Raw genomic sequence first — 26,987 nt, 5'->3', positions numbered from 1 at the left:
TCTTCTGTCTCCCGGGCAACAATTGCCGAATCAGGAGTCAGACATGATCGCCATCCCTCGCTCTATCGCCCTTCTCGCCGCTCTGGACCTGATTATCGATCTGCCGCGCGCGCTCGCCGAGTACCCAGGCACGACGTATGAAGAGGCGATGCGATGAGCCAGGACCCGCACGCTCTGCTCAACTATTACGCGCGCAAAATCCTCACCTCCCGCGTCTACGACGTTGCCATCGAAACGCCGCTGCAAGGCGCTCGTCAGCTGTCCGAACGGCTGGGCAATCAGGTGCTGCTCAAGCGCGAAGACCTGCAGCCGGTGTTCTCGTTCAAGATTCGTGGCGCGTACAACAAGCTCGCGCAATTGCCCGCAGAGCAGACTGCACGCGGCGTGGTGACGGCATCGGCGGGTAATCATGCTCAGGGCCTGGCGCTGGCGGCACGTGAGCTGGGGATCAAGGCGACCATCGTCATGCCGCGCACCACGCCGGAGATCAAGGTCGAGGGCGTGCGCTCGCGGGGTGCCACCGTGGTGCTGCACGGCGATTCGTTCCCGGAAGCGCTGGCCTACTCGCTGAAGCTGGTCGACGAACAAGGCTTCGTCTACATCCATCCATATGACGACCCTGACACCATCGCCGGGCAAGGCACGGTGGCGATGGAGATTCTTCGTCAGCAACCGGGCCAGCTAGATGCGATCTTTGTTCCGGTCGGGGGTGGCGGTCTGATTGCAGGCATCGCGGCGTATGTGAAATACCTGCGCCCGGAGATCAAGATCATCGGCGTCGAGCCGGACGACTCCAACTGCCTGCAGGCGGCGATGGCCGCCGGGGAGCGCGTGGTGCTGAGCCAGGTCGGGCTGTTTGCCGATGGCGTGGCGGTGGCGCAGATCGGCCATCACACCTTTGAAGTGTGCCGCCATTATGTCGATGAAGTGATCACCGTCAGCACCGACGAGATCTGCGCAGCGATCAAGGATATTTACGACGACACCCGTTCGATCACCGAGCCGTCCGGCGCGCTGGGCGTGGCCGGGATCAAGAAATATGTCGAGCAGCGCGGCGTCAGCGGCCAGACGCTGGTGGCGATCGATTCAGGGGCCAACGTCAACTTCGACCGCTTACGGCACGTGGCCGAGCGCGCCGAACTGGGTGAGGGTCGCGAGGCGATCATTGCCGTGACCATTCCCGAACAACCGGGCAGCTTCAAGGCATTCTGCGAGGCCATCGGCAAGCGGCAGATCACCGAATTCAACTACCGCTATCACACCGATCGCGAGGCGCACATCTTCGTCGGCGTGCAGACCCATCCCGAGAACGACCCGCGCAGCGCCCTGATCGCCAGCCTGACCGGGCAAGGCTTCCCGGTGCTGGACCTGACCGACAACGAACTGGCCAAACTGCACATTCGCCACATGGTTGGCGGGCATGCCGAGCGCGTCGACGATGAAGTGGTGCTGCGCTTCGAGTTCCCGGAACGACCGGGCGCACTGTTCAACTTCCTCAACCGCCTGGGCGGTCGCTGGACCATCTCCATGTTCCACTACCGCAATCACGGCGCTGCTGACGGCCGGGTGGTTGCCGGGCTGGTAGTGCCGGAGGATGAGCGGCATCTGGTGGGTGCAGCGCTGGATGAGATTGGTTACCGGTACTGGGATGAAAGCGAGAACCCGGCGTACCGATTGTTTCTGGGCTGAGTCCGTGGATACTTCTCGTTCCTTACGCTCCGTCACAAGAGGACGCAGAGCGTCCAGAACGGCATACCCACGCGGAGCATGGGCACGATGGTGATCTGACTGACGACTATCGTTCCTCACGCTCCAGTGGGAATGCAGTTCACGACGCTCCGCGCCACTCCTTACTGCGCCGGGGCGGGCTCGGCTGGCGTGGGCGCGGTGCTTTCTGCAGGTTCTGCGGCCGGTGTTTCGACAGTTTCTGCCTTGAATGAAGCAGGTTCGGACGGCGCAGGCACAGGTTCGCTTGCAGCAGGCGTGACCGGTTCGGCGGCATGCTCGGCCTTCGGCGTGTTTTCTGACGACGCAGGCGCCAGCTTCGCAGGCTCGGCAGCCTTGGCGGGAATCGCAGGGGCTGCGGGAGCCGTGTCAGGCACACCGAGGTCGGCCTTGGGCTTCTCGACAATATGCGCAGCCTTTTTCACTTCGGGCGGCAGGAAGTTTTCCACCAGACCGAAAAAGCGCTCGTAGAATTTCGCTGACGAGACGGTCTCGCTGGCGACCTTGACCATCGAGTCGTCAGTCGAGCCTATCGGCATCGACACGGAGCCCAGCACGCCTACGCCGAGGCTGGCCGAGTTGTTGGTTTTCTTCAGCGCGTAACGGTCCTGCAGGGCGTTGGCAAACATGGTGGAATTGCCATCCTTCGCATCGGCGGCACACACCAGATTGAAGCTGATCTCGATATGCGTATCGCCGGTCTGCTGGAAGCTCTTGCGGCCGGCAATCATCTTCGGGTCGCTGCTGGTGATGATATAGCCCTGACTCAGCAAGGCACGCCGCCCCGCCTCGCAGTAAGCCATATCGGTCGCAGGGTAGCTTCGGGAGAAGGTCCCGGCGTCGTCGAAGTGTTCATGGTCATACACCGCCTGCTTGGGCGACGATGAACAGCCGGCCGCCATCAGCACGGCGGAGATCCAGAAGGCGGTACGAACGTTCAGTAGCTTAAACATCGAAAATCCTGAGGAAGGAAAAGACTGCCAGCAAGACTGCGAACTGGGAAATGGCGGTAAGTCTGCAACAAGGCCGACGCTGGATCAACGTACAGTTCAAAAGGATTTGGATACAGTCCATGCTCAAGCGAACCAGATCTCCCCGCAGGCACACAAAAACGCAGACAACAAAAAAGCGACCCTAGGGCCGCTTTCTTGTTTGCTTCAAGGAGTTCAAGGGCCTTGAAGCGGTGTATGGCGCAGCGGACGGGACTCGAACCCGCGACCCCCGGCGTGACAGGCCGGTATTCTAACCGACTGAACTACCGCTGCGTATCGCTGTAAACCTGTTTGAAACAAACTTTCGGTAGTCTGCTTCCTGTACACGTGACTGAAAGGCCCTTGGGCTTTTCAATCGCAGACCCGGCGAACCCGATCTGTACAAATATGGCGCAGCGGACGGGACTCGAACCCGCGACCCCCGGCGTGACAGGCCGGTATTCTAACCGACTGAACTACCGCTGCGCATTGTGGACTTGCGTCCGTATAAGCTTTGTAAAATCACTTTTGAAAGCCCTCGTACTTCAGCTTTCAAACTCAACGATGGTGGGTGATGACGGGATCGAACCGCCGACCCGCTGCTTGTAAGGCAGCTGCTCTCCCAGCTGAGCTAATCACCCTTTGCTTCGTTGAGGCCGCGAAATTTACGCACCTAACGAACCTAAGTCAATAGCCTGATTGAAGTTTTTTTAAAAACCGCCTCAATCACAAAACCCTAACCACACACCAAAAGCACAAGCAATAGCTCAATTGAAGCTCGCCCGCACAAACTACTCGGCGTACACCATCTTGCGCGTCATGCCACCGTCGACCACGAACTCCTGCCCGGTGACGAAACCGGCGTTTCTGGACAACAGCCAGGCAACCATCGCCGCAACATCCTCCACCGTCCCTACCCTGCCGGCCGGATGCTGAGCATGATCGGTCTCGGACAACGGCTCGGCTCTGCGCAACGAGGGGTCACGCGCGTCGATCCAGCCAGGGCTGACAGCATTGACACGAATCTCCGGCCCCAGGCTGATCGCCAGCGCATGTGTCAGCGCCATCAGGCCGCCTTTGCTGGCTGCATAAGCCTCGGTGTCGGCCTCCGACTGACGGGAGCGTGTGGAGGTCAGGTTGACGATGCTGCCGCAATGCGCACGCAGGTAAGGCGCGCAATGCTTGGCCAGCAGCATCGGACCGCCGAGGTTGACTGCCAGCACACGGTTCCAGTGCGAAAGCTCAAGGCTTTCCAGCGTAGTGTTGTGCGGATCGGCGATCGCAGCGTTGCACACCAGCGCATCGAGACGACCGAACTGCCGAAGCACCTCGGCCACGCCCGCTGCGACCTGCTCTTCACTGGCAACGTCCATGGCAATGAACAGGGCATTTTCACCCAGCGCACCGGCCACTTTCGAACCACGCGCACGGTCCAGATCGGTCAGCACCACTTGCCAGCCTTCGGCAATCAGCCACGCTGCGATACCGAGCCCGATACCGCGAGCGGCACCGGTCACCAGGGCGACACGACCATTGTGGACGCTGGCAAATTTCAACGCCCACTCCTCGCCCGGCTTGCCACTGGCCGGATTGCTGGCCTCGCTACTCACAACGCCGCCAGACCACGAGCCAGGTCAGCCTGCAGGTCAGCCACGTCTTCCAGCCCCACTGCAACCCGAATCAGGCTGTCGCGAATACCTGCAGCTTCACGCTCCTGAGGCGCCAGGCGACCGTGAGAGGTGGTGCTCGGGTGAGTGATCGTGGTTTTGCTGTCACCCAGGTTGGCAGTGATCGAAATCAGTCGTGTGGCATCGATGAAGCGCCATGCGCCGTCCTTGCCACCCTTGACCTCGAAGCTCACCACCGCGCCGAACCCCTTTTGCTGACGCTGGGCCAACTCGTGCTGCGGGTGACTCTTCAGTCCGGCGTAATGGACCTTTTCAATCCCGTCCTGCTGCTCGAGCCACTCGGCCAGTGCCTGAGCATTGGCACAGTGAGCGCGCATCCGCAGGTTCAGGGTTTCGAGGCCCTTGAGGAAGATCCACGCGTTGAACGGGCTGAGTGTCGGCCCGGCAGTACGCAGGAAACCGACCACTTCTTTCATCTGCTCGCTGCGCCCGGCAACCACGCCGCCCATGCAACGGCCCTGGCCGTCGATGAACTTGGTGGCCGAATGCACAACAATGTCAGCGCCCAACAACAGCGGCTGCTGCAAGGCCGGCGTACAGAAACAGTTGTCGACGATCAGCATCGCGCCCTTGGCGTGGGCGATCTCGGCCAGCGCCGCGATGTCGACCAGCTCAGCCAGGGGATTGGACGGCGATTCGACGAAGAGCATTTTGGTGTTGGGCTTGATAGCCGCGTCCCAGCCGCTCAGATCGGCGAGAGGAACGTAATCCACCTCGACACCAAAGCGCTTGAAGTACTTGTCGAACAGGCTGATGGTCGAGCCGAAGACGCTGCGTGACACCAGCACATGATCACCGGCGCTGCACAGGCTCATCACCACAGCCAGGGTTGCCGCCATGCCGGTCGCCGTAGCGACGGCCTGCTCGGCACCTTCCAGTGCGGCAATGCGCTCTTCGAACGAACGCACCGTCGGGTTGGTGTAACGCGAGTAGACGTTGCCCGGCACCTCACCGGAGAAACGCGCAGCCGCGTCGGCGGCTGTGCGAAATACGTAACTGGAGGTAAAGAACATGGGTTCGCCATGCTCTCCTTCCGGTGTGCGGTGATGCCCGGCACGTACGGCTAGGGTATCGAAACCTACGCCTTCAAGGTCGCTGTCCAGCCGACCTGCATCCCATTCCTGAGTCATGCCGCCCACTCCTTGCCCAATTAGTTGTTGTACAGATCGATGATCGCGCTCACTGCCTGAGTCTTGATCTTGGAGGCGTCATTACGCGCGCTCTCGATCCGGTTCAAATAATGCTCGTCGATGTCGCCGGTCACGTACTTGCCGTCGAAAACCGAGCAATCGAAGTTGTCGATCTTGATTTTCTTGCTGCCGCTGACCGCTTCGATCAGGTCATTCAGATCCTGATAGACCAGCCAGTCGGCACCGATGAGGTCGGCCACGTCCTGAGTGGTGCGGTTGTGGGCAATCAGTTCGTGAGCACTCGGCATGTCGATGCCGTAGACATTGGGGTAGCGCACAGCCGGGGCTGCAGAACAGAAGTAGACATTCTTGGCACCGGCTTCGCGGGCCATCTGGATGATCTGCTTGCAGGTCGTGCCGCGTACGATGGAGTCATCCACCAGCATCACGTTCTTGCCGCGGAACTCCAGCTCGATGGCGTTAAGCTTCTGGCGTACGGATTTCTTGCGCGCAGCCTGGCCCGGCATGATGAAGGTCCGGCCGATGTAACGGTTCTTGACGAAGCCTTCGCGGAACTTGACGCCCAGATGATTGGCCAGCTCCAGCGCCGCAGTACGGCTGGTGTCCGGAATCGGGATGACCACGTCGATATCGTGATCAGGACGCTCGCGCAGGATCTTGTCGGCCAGCTTCTCGCCCATGCGCAGGCGGGCCTTGTAGACCGAGATGCCGTCGATGATCGAATCCGGGCGCGCCAGATAGACGTGCTCGAAGATGCACGGTGCGTACTTGGGGTTGGCCGCGCACTGACGGGTGTGCAGCTTGCCGTCTTCAGTGATGTAGACCGCTTCGCCCGGCGCCAGGTCGCGAATCAGGGTAAAGCCCAGCACGTCCAGCGATACGCTTTCCGAGGCGATCATGTACTCGACGCCTTCGTCGGTGTGACGCTGGCCGAACACGATAGGACGAATGGCGTCCGGGTCACGGAAGCCGACGATACCGTAGCCAGTGATCATGGCCACGACCGCGTAACCACCACGGCAGCGATTGTGCACGTCGGTCACTGCCGCGAAGATATCCTCTTCGGTCGGCTGCAACTTGCCACGCACGGCCAGCTCATGGGCGAACACGTTGAGCAGCACTTCCGAATCGGAATTGGTGTTCACATGGCGCAGGTCGGATTCGTAAATTTCCTTGGCCAACTGCTCGACGTTGGTGAGGTTGCCGTTGTGCGCCAGCGTGATGCCGTAAGGCGAGTTGACGTAGAACGGCTGAGCCTCGGCCGACGTCGAGCTGCCCGCGGTGGGGTAGCGCACATGACCGATGCCCATATGCCCGACCAGACGCTGCATATGACGTTGATGAAACACATCGCGCACCAATCCGTTGTCCTTGCGCAGGAATAACCGGCCATCGTGGCTGGTTACGATACCGGCAGCGTCCTGGCCGCGGTGCTGGAGGACGGTAAGCGCGTCATACAGCGCCTGATTGACGTTCGACTTGCCGACGATACCGACGATGCCACACATGCGACACAACCCCTACTTAGTGGAACTGGATTTACCGAGCACATCCTGCGGCATTGTAGACGGCAGGATCTGTTCCTTGAACGGCATGTCAGCGGGTACGCTGATGCCGCTGGCGAGCCACTTGCTGGACATCCCGAGAATCAGGTTTTTCGACCAGTCAGCGACCATGAGAAATTGCGGCACCAGCCTGGACTGCTGCCACCATTGATCCTGTTGCACCGGCCCCAGGCTCAACAGCCCTACCGCCACAACGACAAGCAGGCCTCCGCGCGCTGCGCCGAAGACCATGCCGAGAAAACGATCGGTCCCGGAAAGCCCGGTGACGCGAATCAGCTCGCCTATCAGAAAATTGACCATGGCGCCTACCAGCAGGGTGGCGACAAAAAGAATGGTACAGCTCGCGATCACGCGGGCCGAAGGTGTTTCTATGTAATTGACCAGATACTGCGACAGCCCTGCACCAAACATCCAGGCCACAACACCTGCAATGATCCACGTCGTCAACGACAGTGCTTCTTTTACGAAGCCGCGCTTCAGACTGATCAGGGCGGAGATGGCGACAATTCCGAGAATTGCCCAGTCAACCGGAGTAAATGGCACGTTGCAGCCTGCAGACGGATAAGGCGGCGCATTTTAGCAGAGCGCCCGCCTGCCGGTAAGCAGCGATTACCGGCGCGAGGCATTTTCCTTTGTGCCAGGGGCACCAGGTGCCGAACGGTCAGCCGCGCTCGGGCTGAAAGCGCACCACAATGCCCTTGAGCTTTTGCTGTTTGTCGAGCTGATCGCGCAGGCGATCAGCCTCGGCGCGCTCGATGAGCGGGCCGACAAACACCCGGTTCACGCCATCAGCGGTGCGAATGTAGGCGTTGTAGCCCTGGGTGCGCAGCGTCTTTTGCAGATTGTCGGCATTGGCACGATTGGACATGCTCGCCAACTGCACCGACCAACTGATCGACAGGCCGTTGGCGTCGACGCCAGCAGGTGCCGCAGGTTTGGCAGGCGCCGGTGTCGCTGCTGGTGCAGCAGCTGTCGCTGGCGCCGGAGCAGGTGCCGGCTTGGCAGCAGGTTTGGAGGCCGGAGCGGCAGGTGCGGTCTGAGCGGTCGGCGCAGGCGCTATCGGCATGGCAGGCGGCTGGTTGCTGCTCATGTCATCATCACCTGGCACAGGCTCCTGAGGCAGAACCTGAGGCTCCGGAACAGGTACCGGATCGACCCGCACCTGCGCAGCTGCAGGCGCCTGAGGCGCGGCTGGCGCCTCGACCTGCACTTGACGTGTTTCATCTTCACGCGTGAAAAGCATGGGCAGGAAAATGACCGCCACGGCGATCAATACCAATGCTCCAACCATTCGCTGCTTGAATACGTTATCCAGCAAAGCCATTTGCAGCGTCCTCATCGGTGTACCGGGCCAACCATTCAAGGGCCTCGGCAACACAGTAAAATGAACCGAACAGCAGAATCTCGTCATCGGGCGTGGCATGCGCGCACTGAGCTTCCAGCGCCAACGCGATACTCTGATAGGACGTCACGCGGGCCCCAAGGTTCTGCAAGGCCGCCTGCAACTCTTCTGCCGGCCGGCTGCGCGAGGTCGGAAGCGGCGCAACAGCCCACTCTTCAATGACCGGCGCCAGGTGCGCGACCACACCGTCGAGATCCTTGTCGCTGAGCAGGCCAAATACCGCAAGACGCTTGCCGCCAACCGGCTGACGCGCCAGGCGCTGCCCCAGAAACTGTGCCGCGTGGGGGTTATGGCCTACATCCAGCAGCAGGTTGAGCGACTTGCCGTGCCACTTGACGACCCTGCGATCGAGACGACCGGCGAGCCGGGTCTCGGCAAGTACCTTGCCTGTCGCATCCGGTTGCAATGGATACCCCAGCAGGGCGAAGGCCTGAAGTGCCAGCGCTGCATTCTGCATCGGCAGGTCGAGCAGCGGCAGACCGCGCAGCTCGATCTGCTCGCCCTGAGCGACACCGCGCCAGTCCCAGCTGTCGTCACCTATGGAAAAATCGAAATCCCGGCCACGCAACAACAACGGACAGCCCAGCTCGCGAGCTTTGGCCAGCAGCGGCTCGGGTGGCGTCGGGTCACCGCACAGCGCAGGACAGCCGGCGCGAAAGATCCCGGCTTTCTCGAAAGCGACCGACTCACGGGTGTCGCCCAGGTACTCGGCATGATCGACCCCGATACTGGTGACCAGCGCCAGGTCCGCATCCACGAGATTGACCGCGTCCAGACGACCGCCCAGACCGACTTCCAGCACCACCGCATCGAGCCGGGCCTGCTCGAACAGCCAGAACGCCGCCAGCGTGCCCATTTCGAAATAAGTCAGGGTGACATCGCCGCGCGCCGCTTCGACCGCAGCGAAGGCATCGCACAGTTCCAGATCGGTTGCCTCGACGCCCTGCACTTTCACCCGCTCGTTATAGCGAATCAAATGCGGGGAGCTGTAGACACCGACCTTCAAGCCCTGAGCCTGCAACAAGGCGGCGACAAAGGCGCAGGTCGAGCCCTTGCCGTTGGTGCCCGTCACCGTGATCACCTGACGCGCCGGGCGTGTAAGCCCCAGTTGCAGCGCCACCTGTCGAGACCGGTCCAGGCCCATGTCGATGGCCGACGGATGCAGTTGCTCCAGGTAGGCGAGCCAGACGCTCAGGGATGTAGAGGTCATATCGTCGCGGGTGCCGGCGGAACGACGATTGGCTCGATGACGGGTGCGACAAAGCGAGGGGTTGGCAGGTTCATCATCTGTGCCAGCAGGTTACCCAGGCGCGGACGAAGCTCACTGCGCGAGACGATCATGTCGATAGCACCGTGATCCAGCAGGAATTCGCTGCGCTGGAAGCCTTCAGGCAGCTTCTCGCGAACAGTTTGCTCGATGACCCGCGGACCAGCGAAACCGATCAGCGCCTTGGGCTCGGCGACGATAACGTCACCCAGCATGGCCAGGCTGGCGGAAACGCCACCGTAGACCGGGTCGGTCAGCACCGAGATGAACGGCAGCCCTTCTTCGCGAAGGCGCGCCAGAACCGCCGAGGTCTTGGCCATCTGCATCAGCGAGATCAGCGCTTCCTGCATGCGCGCACCGCCGGAAGCGGCGAAGCAGACGAACGGGCAGCGATTTTCCAGCGCGTAGTTGGCGGCACGTACGAAACGCTCGCCGACAATGGCCCCCATCGAACCACCCATAAACGAGAATTCGAATGCCGAAGCCACCACCGGCATGCCCAGCAAGGTGCCGCTCATGGAAATCAGCGCGTCCTTCTCACCGGTCTGCTTCTGCGCAGCGGTCAGGCGATCCTTGTACTTCTTGCCGTCGCGGAATTTCAGACGGTCGACCGGCTCAAGATCGGCACCCAGCTCTTCGCGCCCTTCGACGTCCAGAAAAATGTTCAGGCGTGCACGTGCGCCGATACGCATGTGGTGGTTGCACTTGGGGCAGACGTCCAGGGTCTTTTCCAGCTCAGGGCGATACAGCACCGCCTCACAGGACGGGCATTTGTGCCAGAGGCCTTCGGGAACCGAGCTCTTCTTGACCTCGGAACGCATGATCGATGGGATCAGTTTGTCTACCAACCAGTTGCTCATGCTTTATATCTCCAGTACCGGTGCGGCTCGAACGACTGACAAATCAAACACCAGTCGCATGCCCTCAGATAAATTCGTATATGGACGACGATGAAAGGATAGCGATCGACTCACGGCCGGACCTGCACACCCCTCACCCCGATTTTTCACAACGACGGCGTTGCACATTGGCCCCACCGCTTACTCGATTCGACCCGCGTGCCTCTTGGCGCGGACAGGCTTATGGACGGCGGCCGATCAATAGCCGTCACATCAGGTGCCGTGCACCGCACTCATGAACGCCAGGATCTTCTCCCGATCCTTGATGCCCTTGCTCTTTTCAACGCCGCCGCTGACATCCACGGCATAGGGCCGGACCTGAGCGATGGCCTGCGCCACATTGGCCGACGTCAGCCCGCCCGCCAGGATGACCGGCTTGTCCAGGTCGTCCGGAATCAATGCCCAATCGAAGGTTTCTCCGGTACCGCCGGGCACACCTTCGACGTAGGTATCGAGCAGCACGCCGCGTGCATTGCGATAGGTCCGGCAGACCCCGGCAATGTCATCACCGGCCTTGACCCTCAGCGCCTTGATGTAAGGACGATGATACCCGTCGCATTCCTCGGGTGTTTCATCGCCATGAAACTGCAGCATGTCCAGCGCGACCGCATCCAGCGTCTCGTTGAGCTCGCAGCGACTGGCGTTGACGAACAGGCCCACCGTGGTGATGAACGGCGGCAGCGCAGCAATGATGGCACGCGCCTGCAATACCGTCACCGCACGCGGGCTTTTCGGATAGAACACCAGACCTATCGCGTCGGCACCTGCCTCGGCGGCAGCCAGTGCATCCTCTATGCGGGTAATCCCGCAGATCTTGCTGCGAACGGCTGACATGTCGTGAGTAACCTCAGGCCTTTCGGAAAGTCCCGGATGTTAGCAAATGCGGCCAGGATCGTCAGCCGTCCAATTCCGCAAAGCCCGTAAGAAAATGAGGACCGATGTAGCGCTCGGGCAATGGGAATTCATCACGGTACTCGACCCCGACCAGATACAACCCGTAGGGATGGGCCGTGACACCGCCGGTGCGCCGAATCCGGCTTTCCAGCACCTCGCGCGCCCACTCGACCGGACGCTCGCCGGTGCCGATGGTCATCAGCACACCGGCGATATTGCGCACCATATGATGAAGAAAGGCATTGGCGCGCACATCGATCACGATCATCTTGCCGTGACGGGTCACGCGCAGATGGTGCAACTGCTTGACCGGCGACTTGGCCTGACATTGACCAGCGCGAAACGCGCTGAAATCGTGAGTACCCACCAGATACTCGGCAGCATGCGCCATGCGCTCGACATCCAGCGGGCGGTGGTTCCAGGTAATCTCCTGGTTCAGGTGCGCCGGGCGGATCTGATCGTTGTAGATCACGTAACGATAACGCCGGGCAATGGCCTTGAAGCGCGCATGAAAGGTGGCCGGCATGACTCTGGCCCAGGTGACACTGACATCATGGGGCAGATTGATATTGGCGCCCATGACCCAGGCCTTCAGGGTACGCTCGGCCTGGGTGTCGAAATGCACCACCTGACCGCAGGCATGCACGCCGGCGTCCGTGCGACCGGCACACATCAGTGAAACCGGTGACGCGGCCACTTTTGACAACGCGTCTTCAAGGGTCTCCTGCACGGTCAGCACGCCGGACGCCTGACGTTGCCAGCCGCAATAGCGCGAGCCCTTGTATTCAACGCCCAGCGCGATTCGGGAAAAGCCCTCGGCCGCCATCTCGGCGGCCGGGTTATCTATGTTCGCCAAAGTGGTACAGCCTGTCGGTTCGCGAAAAGTCGGCCATTATACGGCCGCAAAAAAAACACGCTACTCAAGCCGGACATCTGAAATGCAAACGGCCGCATAAGCGGCCGTGTGCAGGTTGCCGGGGTTGAATCATGCCAGCCGCGAAAGCATCTCCCGCGCTTCGCTTTTCTGACCGTCATCGCCCTCGGTGACGACCTCATCAAGAATATCCCGAGCGCCGTCCGCATCGCCCATGTCGATGTAGGCACGCGCCAGATCAAGCTTGGTCGCCGCTTCGTCAGTACCGGACATGAAGTCGAAGTCCGGCTCGTCATCCAGCGCTGCCGCATCCTCCGCGGTGAATCTCGGCTCATCGAGCGGCGGATGTTCGAGATTCTGCGAAAGACGCTCAAGCTCGGCATTGACGTCGTCGATTTCAGTCGCGAACGCCTGACTTGCCTGATCGGTTTCAATCTCGTCCGCCAGCGACAGGTCGAAATCCTCTGGAAGCTCCAGGTCATCACTGACCGGTGGTGCTGGCGAGGTTTCACCCAAATCCAGCGGATCCTCGCCAAGGCCGAGCAGGAAATCATCTTCGCTCTTGAGGGCCGGGTCTTCCTCGGACAGATCGAGGTCGAAGTCGGCCAGGTCCTGCGGCGTTGTCGCTGCACGGGCCTCTTCCTGCTGCTGCATGACCGACTCGAAGCTCAGCTCTTCGTCATCCGCTACCGCCGAGACCTTGGGCTCGTCGAGCATCAGGTCATCGATGTCATTCACAGTAGAGACTTCAGGCACAGGCGGTTCTTCGAACTCGTCCAGGCTCAAGTCAAAATCGTTATCGAACGGGTCTGCCTCTTCAACAGGCTCTGCGGCCAGCGGCGCGACTACTTCCGGCTCAGGTTCAGGTGTAGCAACAATTTCGGGCTCGGGCTCTGGCTCGGCCTCCTGCTCTGCCGCATCATCGGCCAGCAGCTCTTCAAGATATTTGGCATCAAGCTCTGCAACCAGTGCGGCTGTTGTAGCCGCTGCGGCGGCTGCAGCTACCACTGGGGCAGCCGATGCAGTGGAGGTTTCAGAAGCCAGCGGCGCAGCAACAGGTGCCACCGGCTTCAGGGTCGAGTTAAGTTCTTCCCGCTGCTCGACCTCAGCTTCAAGCTTTCCCGCTGCCACCAGTTTACGTTCGTGGGCGGCATAGGCTTTGTTGTTACCCTGCTCGGCGTAGATTTCCATCAGTTTCAGACGGATATCGTCGCGCTTCGGGTCTTCGTTAACGGCCTCTTCCAGCAACTCGATCGCCTGATTCATACGACCGTAAGCGATATGGATCTCGGCCTGAACCAGCGGATCGGCAGGACGTTCACGACCGGCAGCGCCTGCTGCTGCGGCGCCTCCCATGCGCACATTGGGCGGCGGCACATCAAGCCCGTCGAAGCTGGCGGGGGGTGCGTTCATGTCCATGTCCGAGACGAAATCCGACTCCTCGGCCAGCGCACGTGCCATGCGCTTGTGCTTCTCTGCCTCGGCCTTCGCCGCACGACGACGCGCCAGGAACAACAGCAGCAAGGCCAGAATCAGCAATACCGCACCGCCGATCAAGCCAAGCAACACAGGGTTGTTGATGATTTTCTGCAGCGCGTCCTCGTCCTCTTCTGCTGCTGCAACCGGCTCCACCGCCAGCGGCTGCTCTGGCGCCGGGGTCGCAACTTCGGCAGCACCGGCAGGCAGCGCATCTTCAGGCGCGATCTCGCCAGCCGGTTTCACCGGAGCACCGTTGGCGTCAACCAGCGAGGCAGGCACTGCCGCGTTGGCGGGTGTCGCCGCTTCCGGAGTGGCGGCAGGAGGCGGCACGGCTGCGCCAGCGGCCTGCATCTTGGCCAACTGACCGTTTTTCAACTCGACCAGACGCTGCAACTTGTCGAGCTGGCTTTGCAGGTCGTTCATGCGGCTTTTCAGCTCGGCATTGTCACGACGCGTTGTATCCAGGGCTTCCTGAGCCACGGCCAGCTTGTTGCCAACATCGCTGTCGCCCGCCGCACCTTTCGCCGCAGGCTTGCCGCTTGCCGACACCAGACTGAGGTTGTCGGAGGTATCGACTTTGGAGGGCGCCGCGCCCGCACGGTCACGACGGGTAGCATCGACCTGACGTGTACCGGCTGGCAGACGGCGACCTTCACGCCAGGCGCTGTATTGCCGGGAAACTTCTGCCACTGCCTGTGATTGCGGCAGCGCGGTGGTCTGTTGCGGCGTCGGAAGGCGCAGCACCTGCCCTTTCTTCAGGCGGTTGATGTTGCCACCAATGAACGCATCCGGATTCAACGCCTGAATCGCCAGCATGGTTTGCTGGACAGTCCCGCCAGTACGCACCTTGGCAGCGATTTCCCACAAGGTGTCGTTATTGGCGGTGACGTACTGTGACTGCTTGTCGGCGGCTGGCGGCGGCACTGCGGCTGGGTTGGCAGCCGGTGCCGGTGCTGGTGCCTCGGCTGCCGGCGCTTCAGCCGACGGGGCTACCGTTGCCAGTTGCGCAGGCGCCGCGGGCGCTGCAACGGGGGTCGGGGCAGCCGCCGCAGCGGCTGCCTCGGGAGAGAATTTCGGCGGATCGAGCAGAAGGCTGTATTCACGCAGCAACCGGCCATTGGGCCAGAGCACCTGAATCAGGAACTTCACATAAGGCTCGCGCACCGGCTTGCTGGATGTAATGCGCAGGACACTTTTACCGCTGGCATTGATAACCGGGGTAAAGGTGAGATCGTTGAGAAATGCCTGACGGGTCACACCCGCCTGCGCGAAGTCGGCCGTGGTGGCCAGGCTGGGCACAACTTGCGTTGCGTTGAGTCCCTGCGCCTCGGTCAACTCGATTTCCGCTACCAATGGCTGATTCAGGGTCGACTTGACCGACAATTCCCCGAGCCCCAGCGCCTGCGCCATACCCGATGACAGCGCTGATGCCGCAGCGATTGCTAATACCAGTTTACGAACCTGAACCATAGCCCATCCCTTGTTTAAAGATTCCCCGAGATCCGGGGAGGTAGTCCTGCATTTGGGTGTAAGGCGTATCGCCGCTAAAACAATTATTCAAATTGTTGCCAAGTATCTTTTACACATAGTCTTTTATCAACAATTCGCCAACCTGCACAGCGTTGAGCGCCGCGCCTTTACGCACATTATCCGAGGTCAGCCACAGATTGAGCTGCTCGGAATCGTCGGTTCCCGCCCTGACGCGTCCCACATAAACCACGTCCTGGCCCACCGCATCGCCCACCGGCGTAGGGTAATCGCCCGCATCGACCAACTCGATCCCCTCTGCAGACTCGAGTGCAGCATTGACCGCCGCCACGTCGACCGCCCCGGCCGTGCGCAGCGCGACAGTGAAGCTGTCACCAAAGAACACCGGTACCTGAATGCAGGTCGCAGACACTTTGAGCGATGGCAGCGCCAGCAGTTCGCGCAATTCTTCGACCAGACGCCTTTCCAGCGGCAGGTGCCCCGACGCGTCCGGTGTACCCACTTGAGCCAGCAGGTTGAAGGCCATCTGGCGATCAAAAAACCGCGCTTCCAGCGGGCGGACATTCAACAGTTCGGTGGTCTGACGTGCCAGCTCGCTGACGCCTTCACGCCCCAGTGCCGATACCGCCAGACACGCCGTTACCGTCACCGACTGAATATCGATGAGGCCGCGCAACGGCGCCAGAGCCAGGGCAACCGCAGTGGCAGAAGCGCTGGGGCTGGCAACCAGACAAGGCGCGATACCACGGCTGTGCAAAAGCGTAGCATTTATTTCCGGCACGACATTCGGCGCCTGGGCTGAGGTAAATGCGCCCGACAGGTCGATGACCGTGCACCCCGCTGCTACCGCCTTTTCGGCGTGACTGCGACTGACCGCAGGCCCCGCAGCGAAAAACGCCATGCTCACCGTGCTGAAATCGAACTCGTCGACTTCACGTACGCGCACATTCTTGCCTCGAAACGGCACCGAGTGGCCTGCGGACTCGATGCTGGCCAGCAGGTACAGATTGCCCACCGGAAAATTGCGCTCCTCCAGAACCTGCACAACGGTTTCGCCGACAGTACCGGTTGCGCCGACTACGGCGATATCAAAGGACTGGCTCATGCAAAAACCTCAGGAAAATCAGGGAGCGGCACTTTAACCGCCGCATTGCCGACAGGCAATTCAAGCCGGCAATCAGGTGTGTATTTCAAGGCTCGAGCCCTATCGGGAAAAACACGCCATGGCTCCAGACGCCCAGCCAGCGCTGTCCGTCTATATCGCGGGAACCGGCCAGCTCGACCAACTGATAGAAAACATTGCGGTGAATCAGCGCCTCCAGATTGCTTCGCACGTGAATGTACGGCGCCGGTTCCTGGGTATCCGGGTCGGTGACAACCCGCAAAGGGTGTTCCGGTCCAGCTTCAGTCTGATCCTCTACATTGGTCAGAAAGCGCAACACCTGGTCCTCCCCCTCCCCCAGCACCTCGAGGCTGACAGCGACAAAAGGCGCGTCATCGACTGTGATGCCGACCTTCTCGACGGGCGTGATCAGAAAATAGTCATCGCCATCGCGGCGCATGATGGTCGAGAACAACCGAACCATCGGTTTGCGCCCTATCGGCGTGCCCAGGTAATACCAGGTACCGTCGCGAGCGATACGCATGTCGATATCGCCGCAGAAATCCGGATTCCACAAATGAACAGGCGGCAACCCTTTGGTTTTGGGGATCTGCGCGAACAGATCACCCGCCTTGTTTGAATCGGTCACTCAACTCTCCTGACGCGGCTTCTAGCGTTCGACACCCAATAAGGTACGAGCGTAGTCCTCAAGAGGCGGACCCAGCAAATCCTCGGGGCTTTTGTCGTAAAGCGTCAGCAATCCGCCACGGCTGCGAATGCGTGCGCTGTCTATGAGGTAGCGGGTGCCGGTCTCGATCAGCATCAGCTGAATGACGCCGCTGTCGACGCCCAGACGATCCACCGCTTCCTGATCGGCCCATTGATCGCCATTGCCGATGCGGTCGTCAGCCTTGGCGAAACGCGCATAGAGCAAATAATGTGCGCCCGCAGCACGCGCCTCGACCATGGCTTCATCCAGCCCCAATGGGCCTCGGGCACGACGGACCATCGGGAAGTACTCGATGAAGCCCTTGAAGGCCTCTTCAGCCACCACGTTGGGCCGCGGATAGGCGTTGCCTGGCGGCACGAAGGCGCCCTGAGCGATGTAAATGAACGAGTCAGGCTGCACGCGCCAGTTGGCAGTACGACGGGTTTCGCTATGGTCGAGCAGACCTGCGTCGCTGAATTGCTCGCGAACACCCTCGCCCATGTCACTGACTTTCATGCAGCCACTCAACGCCAGAAGCGCGAGCAGCATAACCAGGCTACGCATTATCCCCTCCCAAATACCGGTGACGGAAAACCGGCGAATGGTCGTCGGATGCAGCTTCCGCGCCATCTCTGGCGCAGTGGGTGCCAAAGCCTTGAAGCTGATGCTCAGGGCCGGGCCGGCGGGTTATTCGGCGGCAGGATCTGGCGTGGGTTCGGCGCTGACGTCGCCGTCGCGCTTGCGCTTGTTGCCCATGCGTACGCCGATGTCCATAAGGAAGTGGAAGAAGCCTTCCTGGTCTTCCAGCACGTTGCTCCAGAACGGCGAGTGATACAGCGCAACAGCGCCATGCACCAGCGCCCAGGCGGCGCAGTAATGGTAGTAAGGAGGGACATCTTCGAGCTTGCCTTCGCTGATGCGGCCTTTGATCAGCAGCGTCAGGTGTTCGAAGTTGGAAGCGCGAATCTTGTGCAGCTCTTCGACCAGCTCAGGCACCTGATTGCCCTTGACCACCTTCTCTTCCAGGCGGTCGAACAGGCGATAGCGCTGCGGGTCACGCATGCGGAATTCGAAGTAGGCGCGCGAGAGCGATTCCTTGTCCTTGTCGACATCGGCCGAGTGCAGCAGCTCGTTCAGGTCCCGCTCGTAGTCGAGCATCAGGCGCAGGTAGATTTCCGCCTTGGACTTGAAGTGCTTGTAGATGGTGCCTTTGCCAATGCCGACGGCGTCCGCGATCATCTCGACAGTGACGCTGTCTTCGCCTTGCTCGAGAAACAGCTTTAGCGCGGTGTCGAGAATTTCCTGCTCACGGCGGCGAAATTCACGGACCTTACGAGGTTCTTTCTGCATAGAGAGGTCTGTCAGGATCGAAATCGAAGCCGGGTATTATGCCCAATCGGCGCTAAATTGCACGGTTCATCCATATTTGTCGACCTGCAAGAATGATTCGGGCGGGAAATCCGCACCGGTCATACCGGACGCCCGATACCGTTCCAGCGCAGTGGCAACCTAGTGCGCTGGCAACGCGGGAGCAGCGACGACAAACTCCAGATAACCCGTGATCACCACATACAACGTGAAGTAGGCAAAGATCAGCGCCGAGGCAATGTATGACCAGCGCAACACTCGTTCGCCCATGAAACGCCCACCCTGATGAGCCAGCGCACACAGCGAGACCGACCAGACCACGCCCGCAGCGACGAAACCGGCGAGAAAGGTCGAAGCGCTGACAAGATCAGAGCCTTGCCGGGCAATCAGCGCTCCGCCGACTGCGGCAAACCAGAGGATGGCGCTGGGTGAGGACATCGCCAGAAAGATCCCGCGCAGGAACAGCGCCAGGCTGGATTTTTCAGATTCAACGTTCTGACTGTCGAGACCGGCGCTGACGGTGGTGGCACTCATGATCATCCTGAAGCAGAACCAGGCCAGCACCGCCGTGCCGCCAATCCAGAGCACGTAGCGCACGGCTTCATATTGCAGCAGCACGGCCATGCCGAGCATCGCCAGGATTGCGTAGGCCAGATCACCGACGCAGGTTCCCAACCCTAGCCACAGCCCTCTGGAAAAACCGCGCTGCATGGACAGCGTGATCATGGCGATGTTTGCCAGACCAATGTCCAGACACAAGGACAGACTCAGCAGAAAACCGTTGGAAAACTCCACCCCACCACTCCACTACTGCAGCGCACCCGCATTTCGCCCGATACAAAGTGTTCATCGAGCACTCAAGGAGCGCTTTAGTATTCCAAAACTGTTTAAAAAACGATCAAAAGACACTGGACGCTACGCTGTCCTGAACAATACTTAAGCTGCTGCCGCGTCATCATTCCCCAAATGACTCGGCAGTAGAGGCGCCAAAGGACTCGCGCGCCTTTGTTTTACTCCTAATGGTCTTAACCCGGCTTCACCCCCCAGAATCCGGGTTTTTTTTTGCCCGCGATTTGTCTACCCGTGAACGTGCGCATCCGTCAGCGCTGAACGTGCGCCAGCGGAAACAGGCGAGCGAAATTGGCCGTAGTCTGCTCGGCAAAGCGCTCGTAGGACTCGCCTCGCAACATTGCCAGAAACTCGGCCACCTCACGTACGTACTGGGGCAGATTCGGCTTGCCCCGGTACGGGATGGGCGCGAGGTACGGGGAGTCGGTCTCGACCAGCAGACGATCGGCGGGCACCTGCCTGGCAACGTCGCGCAGGGCATCGGCGTTGCGAAATGTCACGATACCGGACAGCGAAATGTAGTAACCCAGGTCCAGCGCGGCCTTGGCCATCTCCCAGTCCTCGGTGAAACAGTGCAGGACACCGGCGTGGGGCAAGGCCGCTTCACGCAGCAGGCTGAGGGTATCGGCACGTGCGCCTCGAGTGTGGATGACCACTGGTTTTTCAGTGATTCTGGCCGCCTCGAGGTGAACCCGGAAAGACGCCTGTTGCAGCTCGGCTGCTTCAGGTTCGTAGTGGTAGTCCAGACCGGTCTCGCCAATCGCAACCACCCGCGGGTGATCCAGCTCCTTGAGCAACCAGTCCAGGGGCGGCATTTCGCCGGGCTTCACGTCCAGCGGATGAATGCCCACCGAGCAATCGACATCCGCGTAGCGTTCGGCGAGTGCCTTGACCGCACCCGCATTGTCGGCGCTGACACCGATGCAGAGAAAATGCCCGACCCCTCTGCCGCGGGCGGCGTCGAGTGCGGCATCCAGAGAGCCGTCGTGCTGGGCAAGGTCAAGGCGATCGAGGTGACAATGGGAATCTACAAGCATGGGTTAAAACACAACTACATCGTATGGGTTGGACGATCGGACTTGAGAGCGCCGACCAGGTGAGTTTCGATCAGATTGCGGGCGGTGTTGTCGCCGTCATTGAACTGCACGCCAACGCCGGCAGTGCGATTGCCCTGCGCGCCTTTTGGCGTGATCCAGGCAACACGACCGGCCACCGGAACCTTCTCCGGTTCGTCCATCAGATTGAGCAGCATGAACACTTCATCGCCCAGCTTGTAGCTCTTGCTGGTCGGAATGAACAGCCCGCCGTTTCTGATGAACGGCATATAAGCAGCGTAGAGAACGGATTTGTCCTTGATGGTCAGGGACAGAATGCCATTACGTGGACCTGTGCTCGGCGGCAGACTCATGACAACACCTCAACGGTTCCGGATAACGCAGAGTCTACGCCTGTCCCGGCAGGCCTGCCCACTGCACCAACAACGCTTCAAGCAGCAAAACCCGATTGAGGTTGGCCTTGGACATGACTTTCTGGCGCTGCGCCAGAATCCAGTCCTGAATATCCAGCACTTTGGCGCGAGAAGACTTCTGCGCCAGGTATTGAATCACCTTGCGCATGTCACCCAGGCCAAGGCCCTCCTCGTCCTGCGTCATCTGATAGCGCAGGATCAGGTGCGACCAGTCACAGAACCAGTCGAACAACAGTAACAGCGGAATATCCTTCCAGCCCTCGGCCAGTTGGGTAGCCGACTGTTGTTGCTTGAGCAACTTCTTGACGCCGTCGACCACCAGAGCGCGCTGTTCGCGAACACCCTGCGCGTGCAGCGCCACCGCAGCCAGCGGCGACCCGGCGGCCAGCGTCAGCAACTCGAAGCGCTCGTCCTGCGTGCAATCGGGCAATGCGCCGCTCAGCCAGTCAAGGCTCATCTGTTCGCCGGGTAACGGGCAGGCCTGCTGCACACAGCGGCTCTTGACCGTTGGCAGCAAGCGGCTCGGCTGATGACTGACCAGCAACAGAACGGTATTGCCTGAAGGCTCTTCCAGACTTTTCAGCAAGGCGTTGGCCGCGTTGGTATTCATCGCTTCCACCGGCTCGACGAGCACCACCTTGCGCCCGCCCATCTGAGCGGTCTGCACCACGAAACTGACCAGATCACGCACCTGATCGACCTTGATCGGCTTGTCCGCCTCTTCCGGCTCGAGCACGTAATTGTCGGGATGGCTGCCAGCCGCCAGCAGCAGACAGGACTTGCAGTGCCCGCAGGCATCAAGCCCTTCGGGGGTCTTGCACAACAGGCTGGCCATCAGCCGTTCAGCGAGGGCGCGCTTGCCGATGCCTGCCGGCCCGTGCAGCAGATAGGCGTGAGCATGCTGAGCGCGACCGGCCATCTGCTGCCAGAGCGAAGCCTGCCAGGGATAGGCTTCAGCCACGTTGCAGCTCCAGCAATTGAGGCAGCAAGGTGTCGAGGGAAGCCTGCACATCGGCCAGGGTCTGTCCGGCGTCTACCAGGCGATAGCGCGCAGGCTCAGCCTTGGCGCGCTCCAGATAGGTGCTACGCACGGCGTCGAAAAACGCACGGCCTTCCTGCTCGAACCGATCCAGCCGACCGCGTGCAGCGGCGCGTGACAGGCCGATCTCTACCGGCAAGTCGAACACCAGCGTCAGGTCAGGGCGCAGGTCGCCTTGAACGAACTGCTCCAGCGCTGCAATACGCTCATGGGACAAGCCGCGACCGCCGCCCTGATAGGCGTAGGTGGCATCGGTAAACCGATCACAGAGCACCACCTCGCCACGCGCCAGCGCGGGACGAATGACTTCGGCCAGATGCTGTGCACGCGCGGCAAACACCAGCAGCAGTTCGGTGTCGGCGCTCATGGCCTCGCCGCTGGGCGCCAGCAACAGCTCGCGAATACGCTCGGCCAGCGGAGTACCACCCGGTTCGCGGGTCAGCAGTACCTGAACACCCTGCGCACGCAATTGCGCCGCCAGGTAGTCGCGGTTGGTGCTTTTGCCTGCACCTTCCGGGCCTTCAAGAGTGATAAACAAGCCAGTCACAGGTCATCCTTAATCGTCATCATTGCGCATTTGGCTCTGACTGCGGGGCATCCGGAGCATCCGCAGGCACGGCTTCCGAAGAGGGAGAGTCAGCTGCCGGTGCCGGTGTGGCAGGTGCAGCAGGTGCCGGGCTGGAACGATAATCCGCGCGGCGCTTGAGCTGATAATCACGCACGGCCGCGTTATGGGCATCCAGATCGTCCGAGAACACATGGCTGCCGTCACCCTTGGCCACGAAATACAGGCTGCTGCCGTCCACCGGATTGAGCGCAGCGTGAATCGCTTCGCGCCCCACCAGCGAAATGGGCGTCGGCGGCAGGCCGGCGATCATGTAGGTGTTGTAGGGTGTGGCTTCCTTGAGGTTGGCACGGGTCAGTTTGCCGTTGTAGCGCTCGCCCATGCCGTAGATCACGGTCGGGTCGGTCTGCAACTGCATGCCCAGCTTCAGGCGACGCACGAACACACCGGCTATCTGGCCGCGCTCCTGAGGCACGCCGGTCTCTTTCTCGACCAGCGACGCCATGATCAGCGCCTGATAAGGATTTGAGTAGGGAGCCTCTGACGAACGCGCATTCCATTCCTCGTCGAGTACTTCTTCCATGCGGCTGTAGGCCTGCTTGAGCAATTCGGCATCGGTCATGCCGCGCACATAGCGGTAAGTGTCCGGAAAGAAACGGCCCTCAGGAAACACGTCGGGGTGGCCGATTTTCGCCATCAGCTCGCTGTCGGACAGACCTGACAGCGTTTGATCGAGCTTGGCCTGTTTGGCCAGCGCAGCACGTACCTGGCGGAAATTCCAGCCTTCGACCAGCGTCAGGCTGTATTGCACGACTTCCTTGCGCTTCCAGACGTCGAACAGGCCCTTGACGTTCATGCCCGGCACCATACGGTATTCACCGCTGTGCAGCGCCTGTCCGGACAGGTTGAAACGCCAGTAAAGACGCAGCCAGAAAGCGTCCTTGATCACGCCATCGGCCTGCAATCGGTTCAGTACGCCGGTCGGCGTCGAACCGGCAGGTACGTCCAGCAGTTGCTCCTGAGCCACCTCAAGTGGCTGGTTCAGCGCCTGATACTGCTGCCAGAACGCAAAACCGAGCAGCAAACCTGCCAGGACAACCGCTGTTTCCAGCAACACCAATATTTTTCGGATCAAAATCAGATATCCAGAAGGGTGCGAGCAATACCTTGCAGTTTACGGGTCAGCGGCCCGACCGGCCAGTTCAACGCTGCAAAGCTGCAAACCGGCCAGACGCCGTACACGCTATTGCATAGAAACACTTCGTCTGCCGTTTCCAGGTCAGACATGTGCAGGTCACGGATATCGACAGCCACTCCCAGCTTTGGTGCCTGATCCAGCAGCTCTGCACGCATCGCACCTGCAACCCCGCAGCGGCTGAGATCAGCAGTCAGCAGACGGCCCTGACTGACCAGAAACAGGTTGCTGTAAACACCCTCTATCAGTCGCCCGGACGTGTCACGCATCAAGCCCTCGGCGTGCTCGCTATCACTCCACTCGGATCGGGCCAGTACCTGCTCCAGACGATTGAGGTGCTTGAGTCCGGCCAGAAGCGGCTGTTCCGCCAGACGCGTCTGGCAGGCAAACAGGCGCACGCCCTGCTCGGCATGCGCACCGGGATAGGCTGGCGCAGGGCCGCCCTGCAGGATTCGGCGCGATTGGGCATTGGGGGCCGGAGCGTAGCCGCGCTGGCTGTCGCCACGGGTCAGGATGAGCTTCATGACCCCATCGCCAAGTGCTGCAGCGAAGCGGGACATTTCTGCGCGAATCAGCGCGTGATCGGTTGCGATCGACAAGCGTGCGCAGCCGCTCTCGAGACGCTGCAGATGGCGCTCCAGGAGCAATGGCTGCCCGGCCTTGACGACGATGGTTTCAAACAGTCCATCGCCGTAGGCCAGCCCTCGGTCCTTGAGGGACAAGGCGTCTGCGGGGCAGCCATCGACCCAGTCGGGCATTACTCGGCGAACCGACGGAATACCAGCGAGCCGTTGGTGCCACCGAAGCCGAAGGAGTTCGACAGAACGACGTCGATCGGCATGCGGCGCGCTTCGTGAGGCACGAAGTCCAGATCGCAGCCTTCGCTTGGCTCATCCAGGTTGATGGTCGGCGGAGCCACCTGATCAACCATTGCCAGGACGCTGAAGATCGCTTCGACAGCACCGGCGGCGCCCAGCAGGTGGCCGGTCATCGACTTGGTCGAACTGACTGCCAGCTTGTAGGCGTGATCACCGAATACCGACTTGATCGCAGAAGCCTCGGCCAGATCGCCTGCAGGCGTCGACGTACCGTGTGCGTTGATGTACTGCACCTGATCGGGATTGACCTTGGCATCACGCAACGCATTGGCGATGCAGCGTGCAGCACCGGCGCCGTCATCAGGTGGCGAAGTCATGTGATAGGCGTCGCCGCTCATGCCGAACCCGACCAGTTCTGCATAAATGGTCGCGCCACGCGCCTTGGCGTGCTCGAGCTCTTCGAGCACCATGGCACCGGCACCGTCGGACAGGACGAAGCCATCACGGCCCTTGTCCCAAGGGCGACTGGCGCGGGTCGGGTCATCGTTGCGGGTCGACAGTGCACGCGCTGCACCGAAGCCGCCCAGACCCAGTCCACAGGCGGCCATTTCAGCGCCGCCGGCGATCATCACGTCCGCTTCGTCATAGGCGATGTTGCGAGCCGCCATGCCGATGCAGTGGGTTGCAGTCGTGCAAGCCGTCGCGATGGAGTAATTGGGTCCCTGTGCGCCCAGATGGATCGACAGGAAACCGGAAATCATATTGATGATCGAGCCAGGAACGAAGAACGGTGATATCCGTCCAGGGCCCTGCTCGTGCAGCAGGCGACTGCTGTTTTCGATATTGGTCAGACCACCGATGCCCGAACCCATGGCAACGCCGATGCGCTCACGGTTTGCATCAGTGACTTCAAGACCTGCATTACGCACGGCCTGAAAGCTGGCCGCGAGGCCATACTGAATAAAGAGATCGAGGCGGCGCGCTTCTTTGGGCGCGAGGTATTCTTCGACGTTGAAACCCTTGACCGAGCCGCCGAAGCGGGTGGTGAAGGCTGACAAGTCCGTGTGCTCGATAAGGCCAATGCCACTGCGGCCCGCCAGAATGCCTTGCCAACTGCTGGGCACGTCATTGCCCAGTGGCGAAAGCATGCCCATCCCGGTGACCACGACGCGTCTACGCGACACAGGACTCTCCTTCTCTCTTGTTTACGGAACAATCACAGCGTTTTTTAAAGAAAAAACCGCACGCCGGTTAAAGCAGTGCGGTTTTCCCGTGACAGCAGTCAGCGATTACAAATCTTAAGCCTGATGGCTAGTGACGTAGTCGATTGCTGCTTGAACGGTAGTGATCTTTTCCGCTTCTTCGTCAGGGATTTCGGTCTCGAATTCCTCTTCCAGAGCCATTACCAGCTCGACGGTGTCCAGGGAGTCAGCGCCCAGGTCCTCAACGAAAGAAGCAGTGTTGACAACCTCTTCTTGTTTGACGCCAAGTTGCTCTGCAACGATTTTCTTGACGCGCTCTTCGATGGTGCTCATACCTAGTTTTAACTCCTAGTGGAAATGTTCAGGCATCTGGCCAGTGGGTAAGTGTATAGAAGAGGTTTTGCGAATTTCAAGCTTAACGCTCTCCCCTTATGCCCAACCGTACCTTTGCCCATTCATAGATTGCAGCTTTATAACGGATTTTAGACAGCTCGTATGACATTTTTTTGAAACAGGTCGTCACATTAGCTCATGTACATGCCGCCGTTAACAGGGATTGTGGCCCCGGTAACGTAGCCTGCGCCTTCGGACGCAAGAAAAGCGACTACGTGCGCAATCTCTTCGGCTTGCCCCAAACGGCCCAGGGGTATCTGGGTAATCAGTGACTCACGCTGAGCCTCAGGCAGCTCACGCGTCATGTCGGTATCGATAAAACCCGGTGCCACCGAATTCACGGTGACCGCCCGCGAGCCCACTTCACGGGCCAGAGCCCGACTGAAGCCTTCCAGACCGGCCTTCGCGGAAGCATAGTTTACTTGACCGGCGTTGCCCATGGCACCCACAACCGAACCAATGCTGATAATACGCCCCCAACGCGCTTTGGTCATGCCACGCAGAACGCCCTTGGAAAGACGGAAAAGGCTGTTCAGATTGGTGTTGACGACGTCATACCATTCGTCATCTTTCATGCGCATCATCAGGTTATCACGGGTGATACCGGCGTTATTGACCAGAATCAACGGTGCGCCGACGCGCTCCTGAATGGTGGACAGAACCGAATTCACAGACTCGGCATCGCAGACATCCAGCATCAGGCCAAAGCCTTCGATGCCGTTTTCCTTGAACGTCGCGCTGATGCGCTCGGCACCGGACTCTGACGTCGCGGTACCCACGACAACAGCACCGTTGCGTCCCAATTCCAGAGCAATGGCTTGACCAATGCCGCGACTTGCACCGGTTACCAGTGCCACTTTACCTTGAAGGCTCATG

General features: G+C 60.4%; 26 protein-coding genes and 3 tRNA genes. 1 reads left to right on the top strand and 28 read right to left on the bottom strand.

Annotated elements, in window-relative coordinates; all coding sequences use genetic code 11:
- The first annotated feature begins 153 nt into the window (after nt 1–153).
- Complete coding sequence (ilvA, locus tag GE543_RS10595; protein WP_004418578.1) at nt 154–1,689, top strand: threonine ammonia-lyase, biosynthetic; 1,536 nt, start codon at nt 154–156, stop codon at nt 1,687–1,689.
- A gap of 161 nt (nt 1,690–1,850) precedes the next feature.
- On the opposite strand, the gene GE543_RS10590 is transcribed toward ilvA, so the two are convergent.
- The 28 genes from GE543_RS10590 to fabG all read right to left on the bottom strand — a co-directional run bounded on the left by GE543_RS10590 (nt 1,851) and on the right by fabG (nt 26,986).
- Nucleotides 1,851–2,678, bottom strand: coding sequence for a DUF2242 domain-containing protein (locus tag GE543_RS10590; RefSeq protein ID WP_046237295.1), 828 nt, complete (start codon nt 2,676–2,678; stop codon nt 1,851–1,853).
- Nucleotides 2,679–2,913: 235 nt separating this feature from the next.
- Nucleotides 2,914–2,990 (bottom strand) — tRNA-Asp (locus tag GE543_RS10585).
- A 115-nt stretch (nt 2,991–3,105) separates the two neighbouring features.
- Nucleotides 3,106–3,182: transfer RNA gene (locus tag GE543_RS10580), tRNA-Asp, on the bottom strand.
- A gap of 79 nt (nt 3,183–3,261) precedes the next feature.
- A tRNA-Val gene (locus GE543_RS10575) sits at nt 3,262–3,337 on the bottom strand.
- 150 nt (nt 3,338–3,487) lie between these two features.
- Nucleotides 3,488–4,252 (bottom strand): SDR family oxidoreductase, encoded by a 765-nt coding sequence (locus GE543_RS10570; RefSeq protein WP_153221455.1) that lies wholly within the window; start codon nt 4,250–4,252, stop codon nt 3,488–3,490.
- Nucleotides 4,253–4,302: 50 nt separating this feature from the next.
- Nucleotides 4,303–5,514 carry an O-succinylhomoserine sulfhydrylase gene (locus GE543_RS10565; protein ID WP_003318486.1) on the bottom strand — a complete coding sequence of 404 codons (1,212 nt, stop codon included), beginning with the start codon at nt 5,512–5,514 and terminating at the stop codon, nt 4,303–4,305.
- Nucleotides 5,515–5,534: 20 nt separating this feature from the next.
- Nucleotides 5,535–7,043, bottom strand: a complete 1,509-nt coding sequence (gene purF / locus GE543_RS10560) for an amidophosphoribosyltransferase (protein WP_003347797.1) — start codon at nt 7,041–7,043, stop codon at nt 5,535–5,537.
- A gap of 12 nt (nt 7,044–7,055) precedes the next feature.
- Entirely contained in the window at nt 7,056–7,643 is a 588-nt protein-coding gene (locus tag GE543_RS10555) for a CvpA family protein (protein WP_003318487.1), read from the bottom strand.
- A 118-nt stretch (nt 7,644–7,761) separates the two neighbouring features.
- Nucleotides 7,762–8,424, bottom strand: coding sequence for an SPOR domain-containing protein (locus GE543_RS10550; protein WP_046269291.1), 663 nt, complete (start codon nt 8,422–8,424; stop codon nt 7,762–7,764).
- Nucleotides 8,408–9,712 carry a bifunctional tetrahydrofolate synthase/dihydrofolate synthase gene (folC, locus tag GE543_RS10545; protein ID WP_153221403.1) on the bottom strand — a complete coding sequence of 435 codons (1,305 nt, stop codon included), beginning with the start codon at nt 9,710–9,712 and terminating at the stop codon, nt 8,408–8,410. The genes GE543_RS10550 and folC overlap by 17 nt, the downstream gene beginning before the upstream one ends.
- Complete coding sequence (gene accD / locus GE543_RS10540) at nt 9,709–10,629, bottom strand: acetyl-CoA carboxylase, carboxyltransferase subunit beta (protein ID WP_003318491.1); 921 nt, start codon at nt 10,627–10,629, stop codon at nt 9,709–9,711. Before accD ends, folC begins: the two co-directional genes overlap by 4 nt.
- Before the next feature lie 252 nt (nt 10,630–10,881).
- A complete protein-coding gene (locus GE543_RS10535) occupies nt 10,882–11,502 on the bottom strand; it encodes a phosphoribosylanthranilate isomerase (protein ID WP_003390839.1) in 621 nt (206 codons plus the stop codon).
- Between the two features lie 61 nt (nt 11,503–11,563).
- Complete coding sequence (gene truA, locus GE543_RS10530) at nt 11,564–12,388, bottom strand: tRNA pseudouridine(38-40) synthase TruA (RefSeq protein WP_153221453.1); 825 nt, start codon at nt 12,386–12,388, stop codon at nt 11,564–11,566.
- A gap of 159 nt (nt 12,389–12,547) precedes the next feature.
- Nucleotides 12,548–15,385, bottom strand: a complete 2,838-nt coding sequence (locus GE543_RS10525; RefSeq protein WP_153221401.1) for a FimV/HubP family polar landmark protein — start codon at nt 15,383–15,385, stop codon at nt 12,548–12,550.
- A gap of 109 nt (nt 15,386–15,494) precedes the next feature.
- The gene (locus GE543_RS10520; RefSeq protein WP_153221400.1) at nt 15,495–16,508 is read right to left on the bottom strand and encodes an aspartate-semialdehyde dehydrogenase; all 1,014 of its coding nucleotides are present in this window, start codon (nt 16,506–16,508) and stop codon (nt 15,495–15,497) included.
- Nucleotides 16,509–16,593: 85 nt separating this feature from the next.
- Nucleotides 16,594–17,154, bottom strand: coding sequence for a DUF1285 domain-containing protein (locus GE543_RS10515; protein ID WP_371927143.1), 561 nt, complete (start codon nt 17,152–17,154; stop codon nt 16,594–16,596).
- 21 nt (nt 17,155–17,175) lie between these two features.
- Nucleotides 17,176–17,778: a DUF4823 domain-containing protein gene (locus GE543_RS10510; protein WP_003318496.1), complete on the bottom strand. Its 603-nt coding sequence runs from the start codon at nt 17,776–17,778 to the stop codon at nt 17,176–17,178.
- A gap of 123 nt (nt 17,779–17,901) precedes the next feature.
- Nucleotides 17,902–18,564, bottom strand: a complete 663-nt coding sequence (locus GE543_RS10505) for a TetR/AcrR family transcriptional regulator (RefSeq protein ID WP_003368424.1) — start codon at nt 18,562–18,564, stop codon at nt 17,902–17,904.
- 159 nt (nt 18,565–18,723) lie between these two features.
- Nucleotides 18,724–19,377: a LysE family transporter gene (locus GE543_RS10500; RefSeq protein ID WP_249722098.1), complete on the bottom strand. Its 654-nt coding sequence runs from the start codon at nt 19,375–19,377 to the stop codon at nt 18,724–18,726.
- 305 nt (nt 19,378–19,682) lie between these two features.
- A complete protein-coding gene (locus GE543_RS10495; protein WP_003318499.1) occupies nt 19,683–20,468 on the bottom strand; it encodes a TatD family hydrolase in 786 nt (261 codons plus the stop codon).
- Between the two features lie 14 nt (nt 20,469–20,482).
- Entirely contained in the window at nt 20,483–20,839 is a 357-nt protein-coding gene (locus GE543_RS10490; RefSeq protein WP_003409617.1) for a PilZ domain-containing protein, read from the bottom strand.
- Between the two features lie 34 nt (nt 20,840–20,873).
- Nucleotides 20,874–21,860 carry a DNA polymerase III subunit delta' gene (locus tag GE543_RS10485; RefSeq protein WP_003409616.1) on the bottom strand — a complete coding sequence of 329 codons (987 nt, stop codon included), beginning with the start codon at nt 21,858–21,860 and terminating at the stop codon, nt 20,874–20,876.
- On the bottom strand, nt 21,853–22,485 hold the full coding sequence (gene tmk, locus GE543_RS10480) for a dTMP kinase (protein WP_371927142.1): 633 nt from the start codon (nt 22,483–22,485) through the stop codon (nt 21,853–21,855). Before tmk ends, GE543_RS10485 begins: the two co-directional genes overlap by 8 nt.
- Before the next feature lie 19 nt (nt 22,486–22,504).
- On the bottom strand, nt 22,505–23,638 hold the full coding sequence (gene mltG, locus GE543_RS10475; protein WP_153221398.1) for an endolytic transglycosylase MltG: 1,134 nt from the start codon (nt 23,636–23,638) through the stop codon (nt 22,505–22,507).
- A gap of 2 nt (nt 23,639–23,640) precedes the next feature.
- Nucleotides 23,641–24,456: an aminodeoxychorismate lyase gene (gene pabC, locus GE543_RS10470; protein ID WP_153221397.1), complete on the bottom strand. Its 816-nt coding sequence runs from the start codon at nt 24,454–24,456 to the stop codon at nt 23,641–23,643.
- Nucleotides 24,456–25,700 carry a beta-ketoacyl-ACP synthase II gene (gene fabF / locus GE543_RS10465; RefSeq protein ID WP_371927141.1) on the bottom strand — a complete coding sequence of 415 codons (1,245 nt, stop codon included), beginning with the start codon at nt 25,698–25,700 and terminating at the stop codon, nt 24,456–24,458. Before fabF ends, pabC begins: the two co-directional genes overlap by 1 nt.
- 114 nt (nt 25,701–25,814) lie before the next feature.
- Nucleotides 25,815–26,051 carry an acyl carrier protein gene (gene acpP / locus GE543_RS10460; protein WP_003227051.1) on the bottom strand — a complete coding sequence of 79 codons (237 nt, stop codon included), beginning with the start codon at nt 26,049–26,051 and terminating at the stop codon, nt 25,815–25,817.
- Between the two features lie 191 nt (nt 26,052–26,242).
- Nucleotides 26,243–26,986 carry a 3-oxoacyl-ACP reductase FabG gene (fabG, locus tag GE543_RS10455; protein WP_003318510.1) on the bottom strand — a complete coding sequence of 248 codons (744 nt, stop codon included), beginning with the start codon at nt 26,984–26,986 and terminating at the stop codon, nt 26,243–26,245.
- Nucleotide 26,987: the final 1 nt, after the last annotated feature.

This window comes from Pseudomonas sp. SZ57, assembly GCF_009495975.1.
Taxonomy (GTDB): Bacteria; Pseudomonadota; Gammaproteobacteria; order Pseudomonadales; family Pseudomonadaceae; genus Aquipseudomonas; species Aquipseudomonas syringae.
The sequence above is the reverse complement of the archived record's forward strand: the minus strand, read 5'-3'. Positions and strand labels throughout refer to the sequence as shown.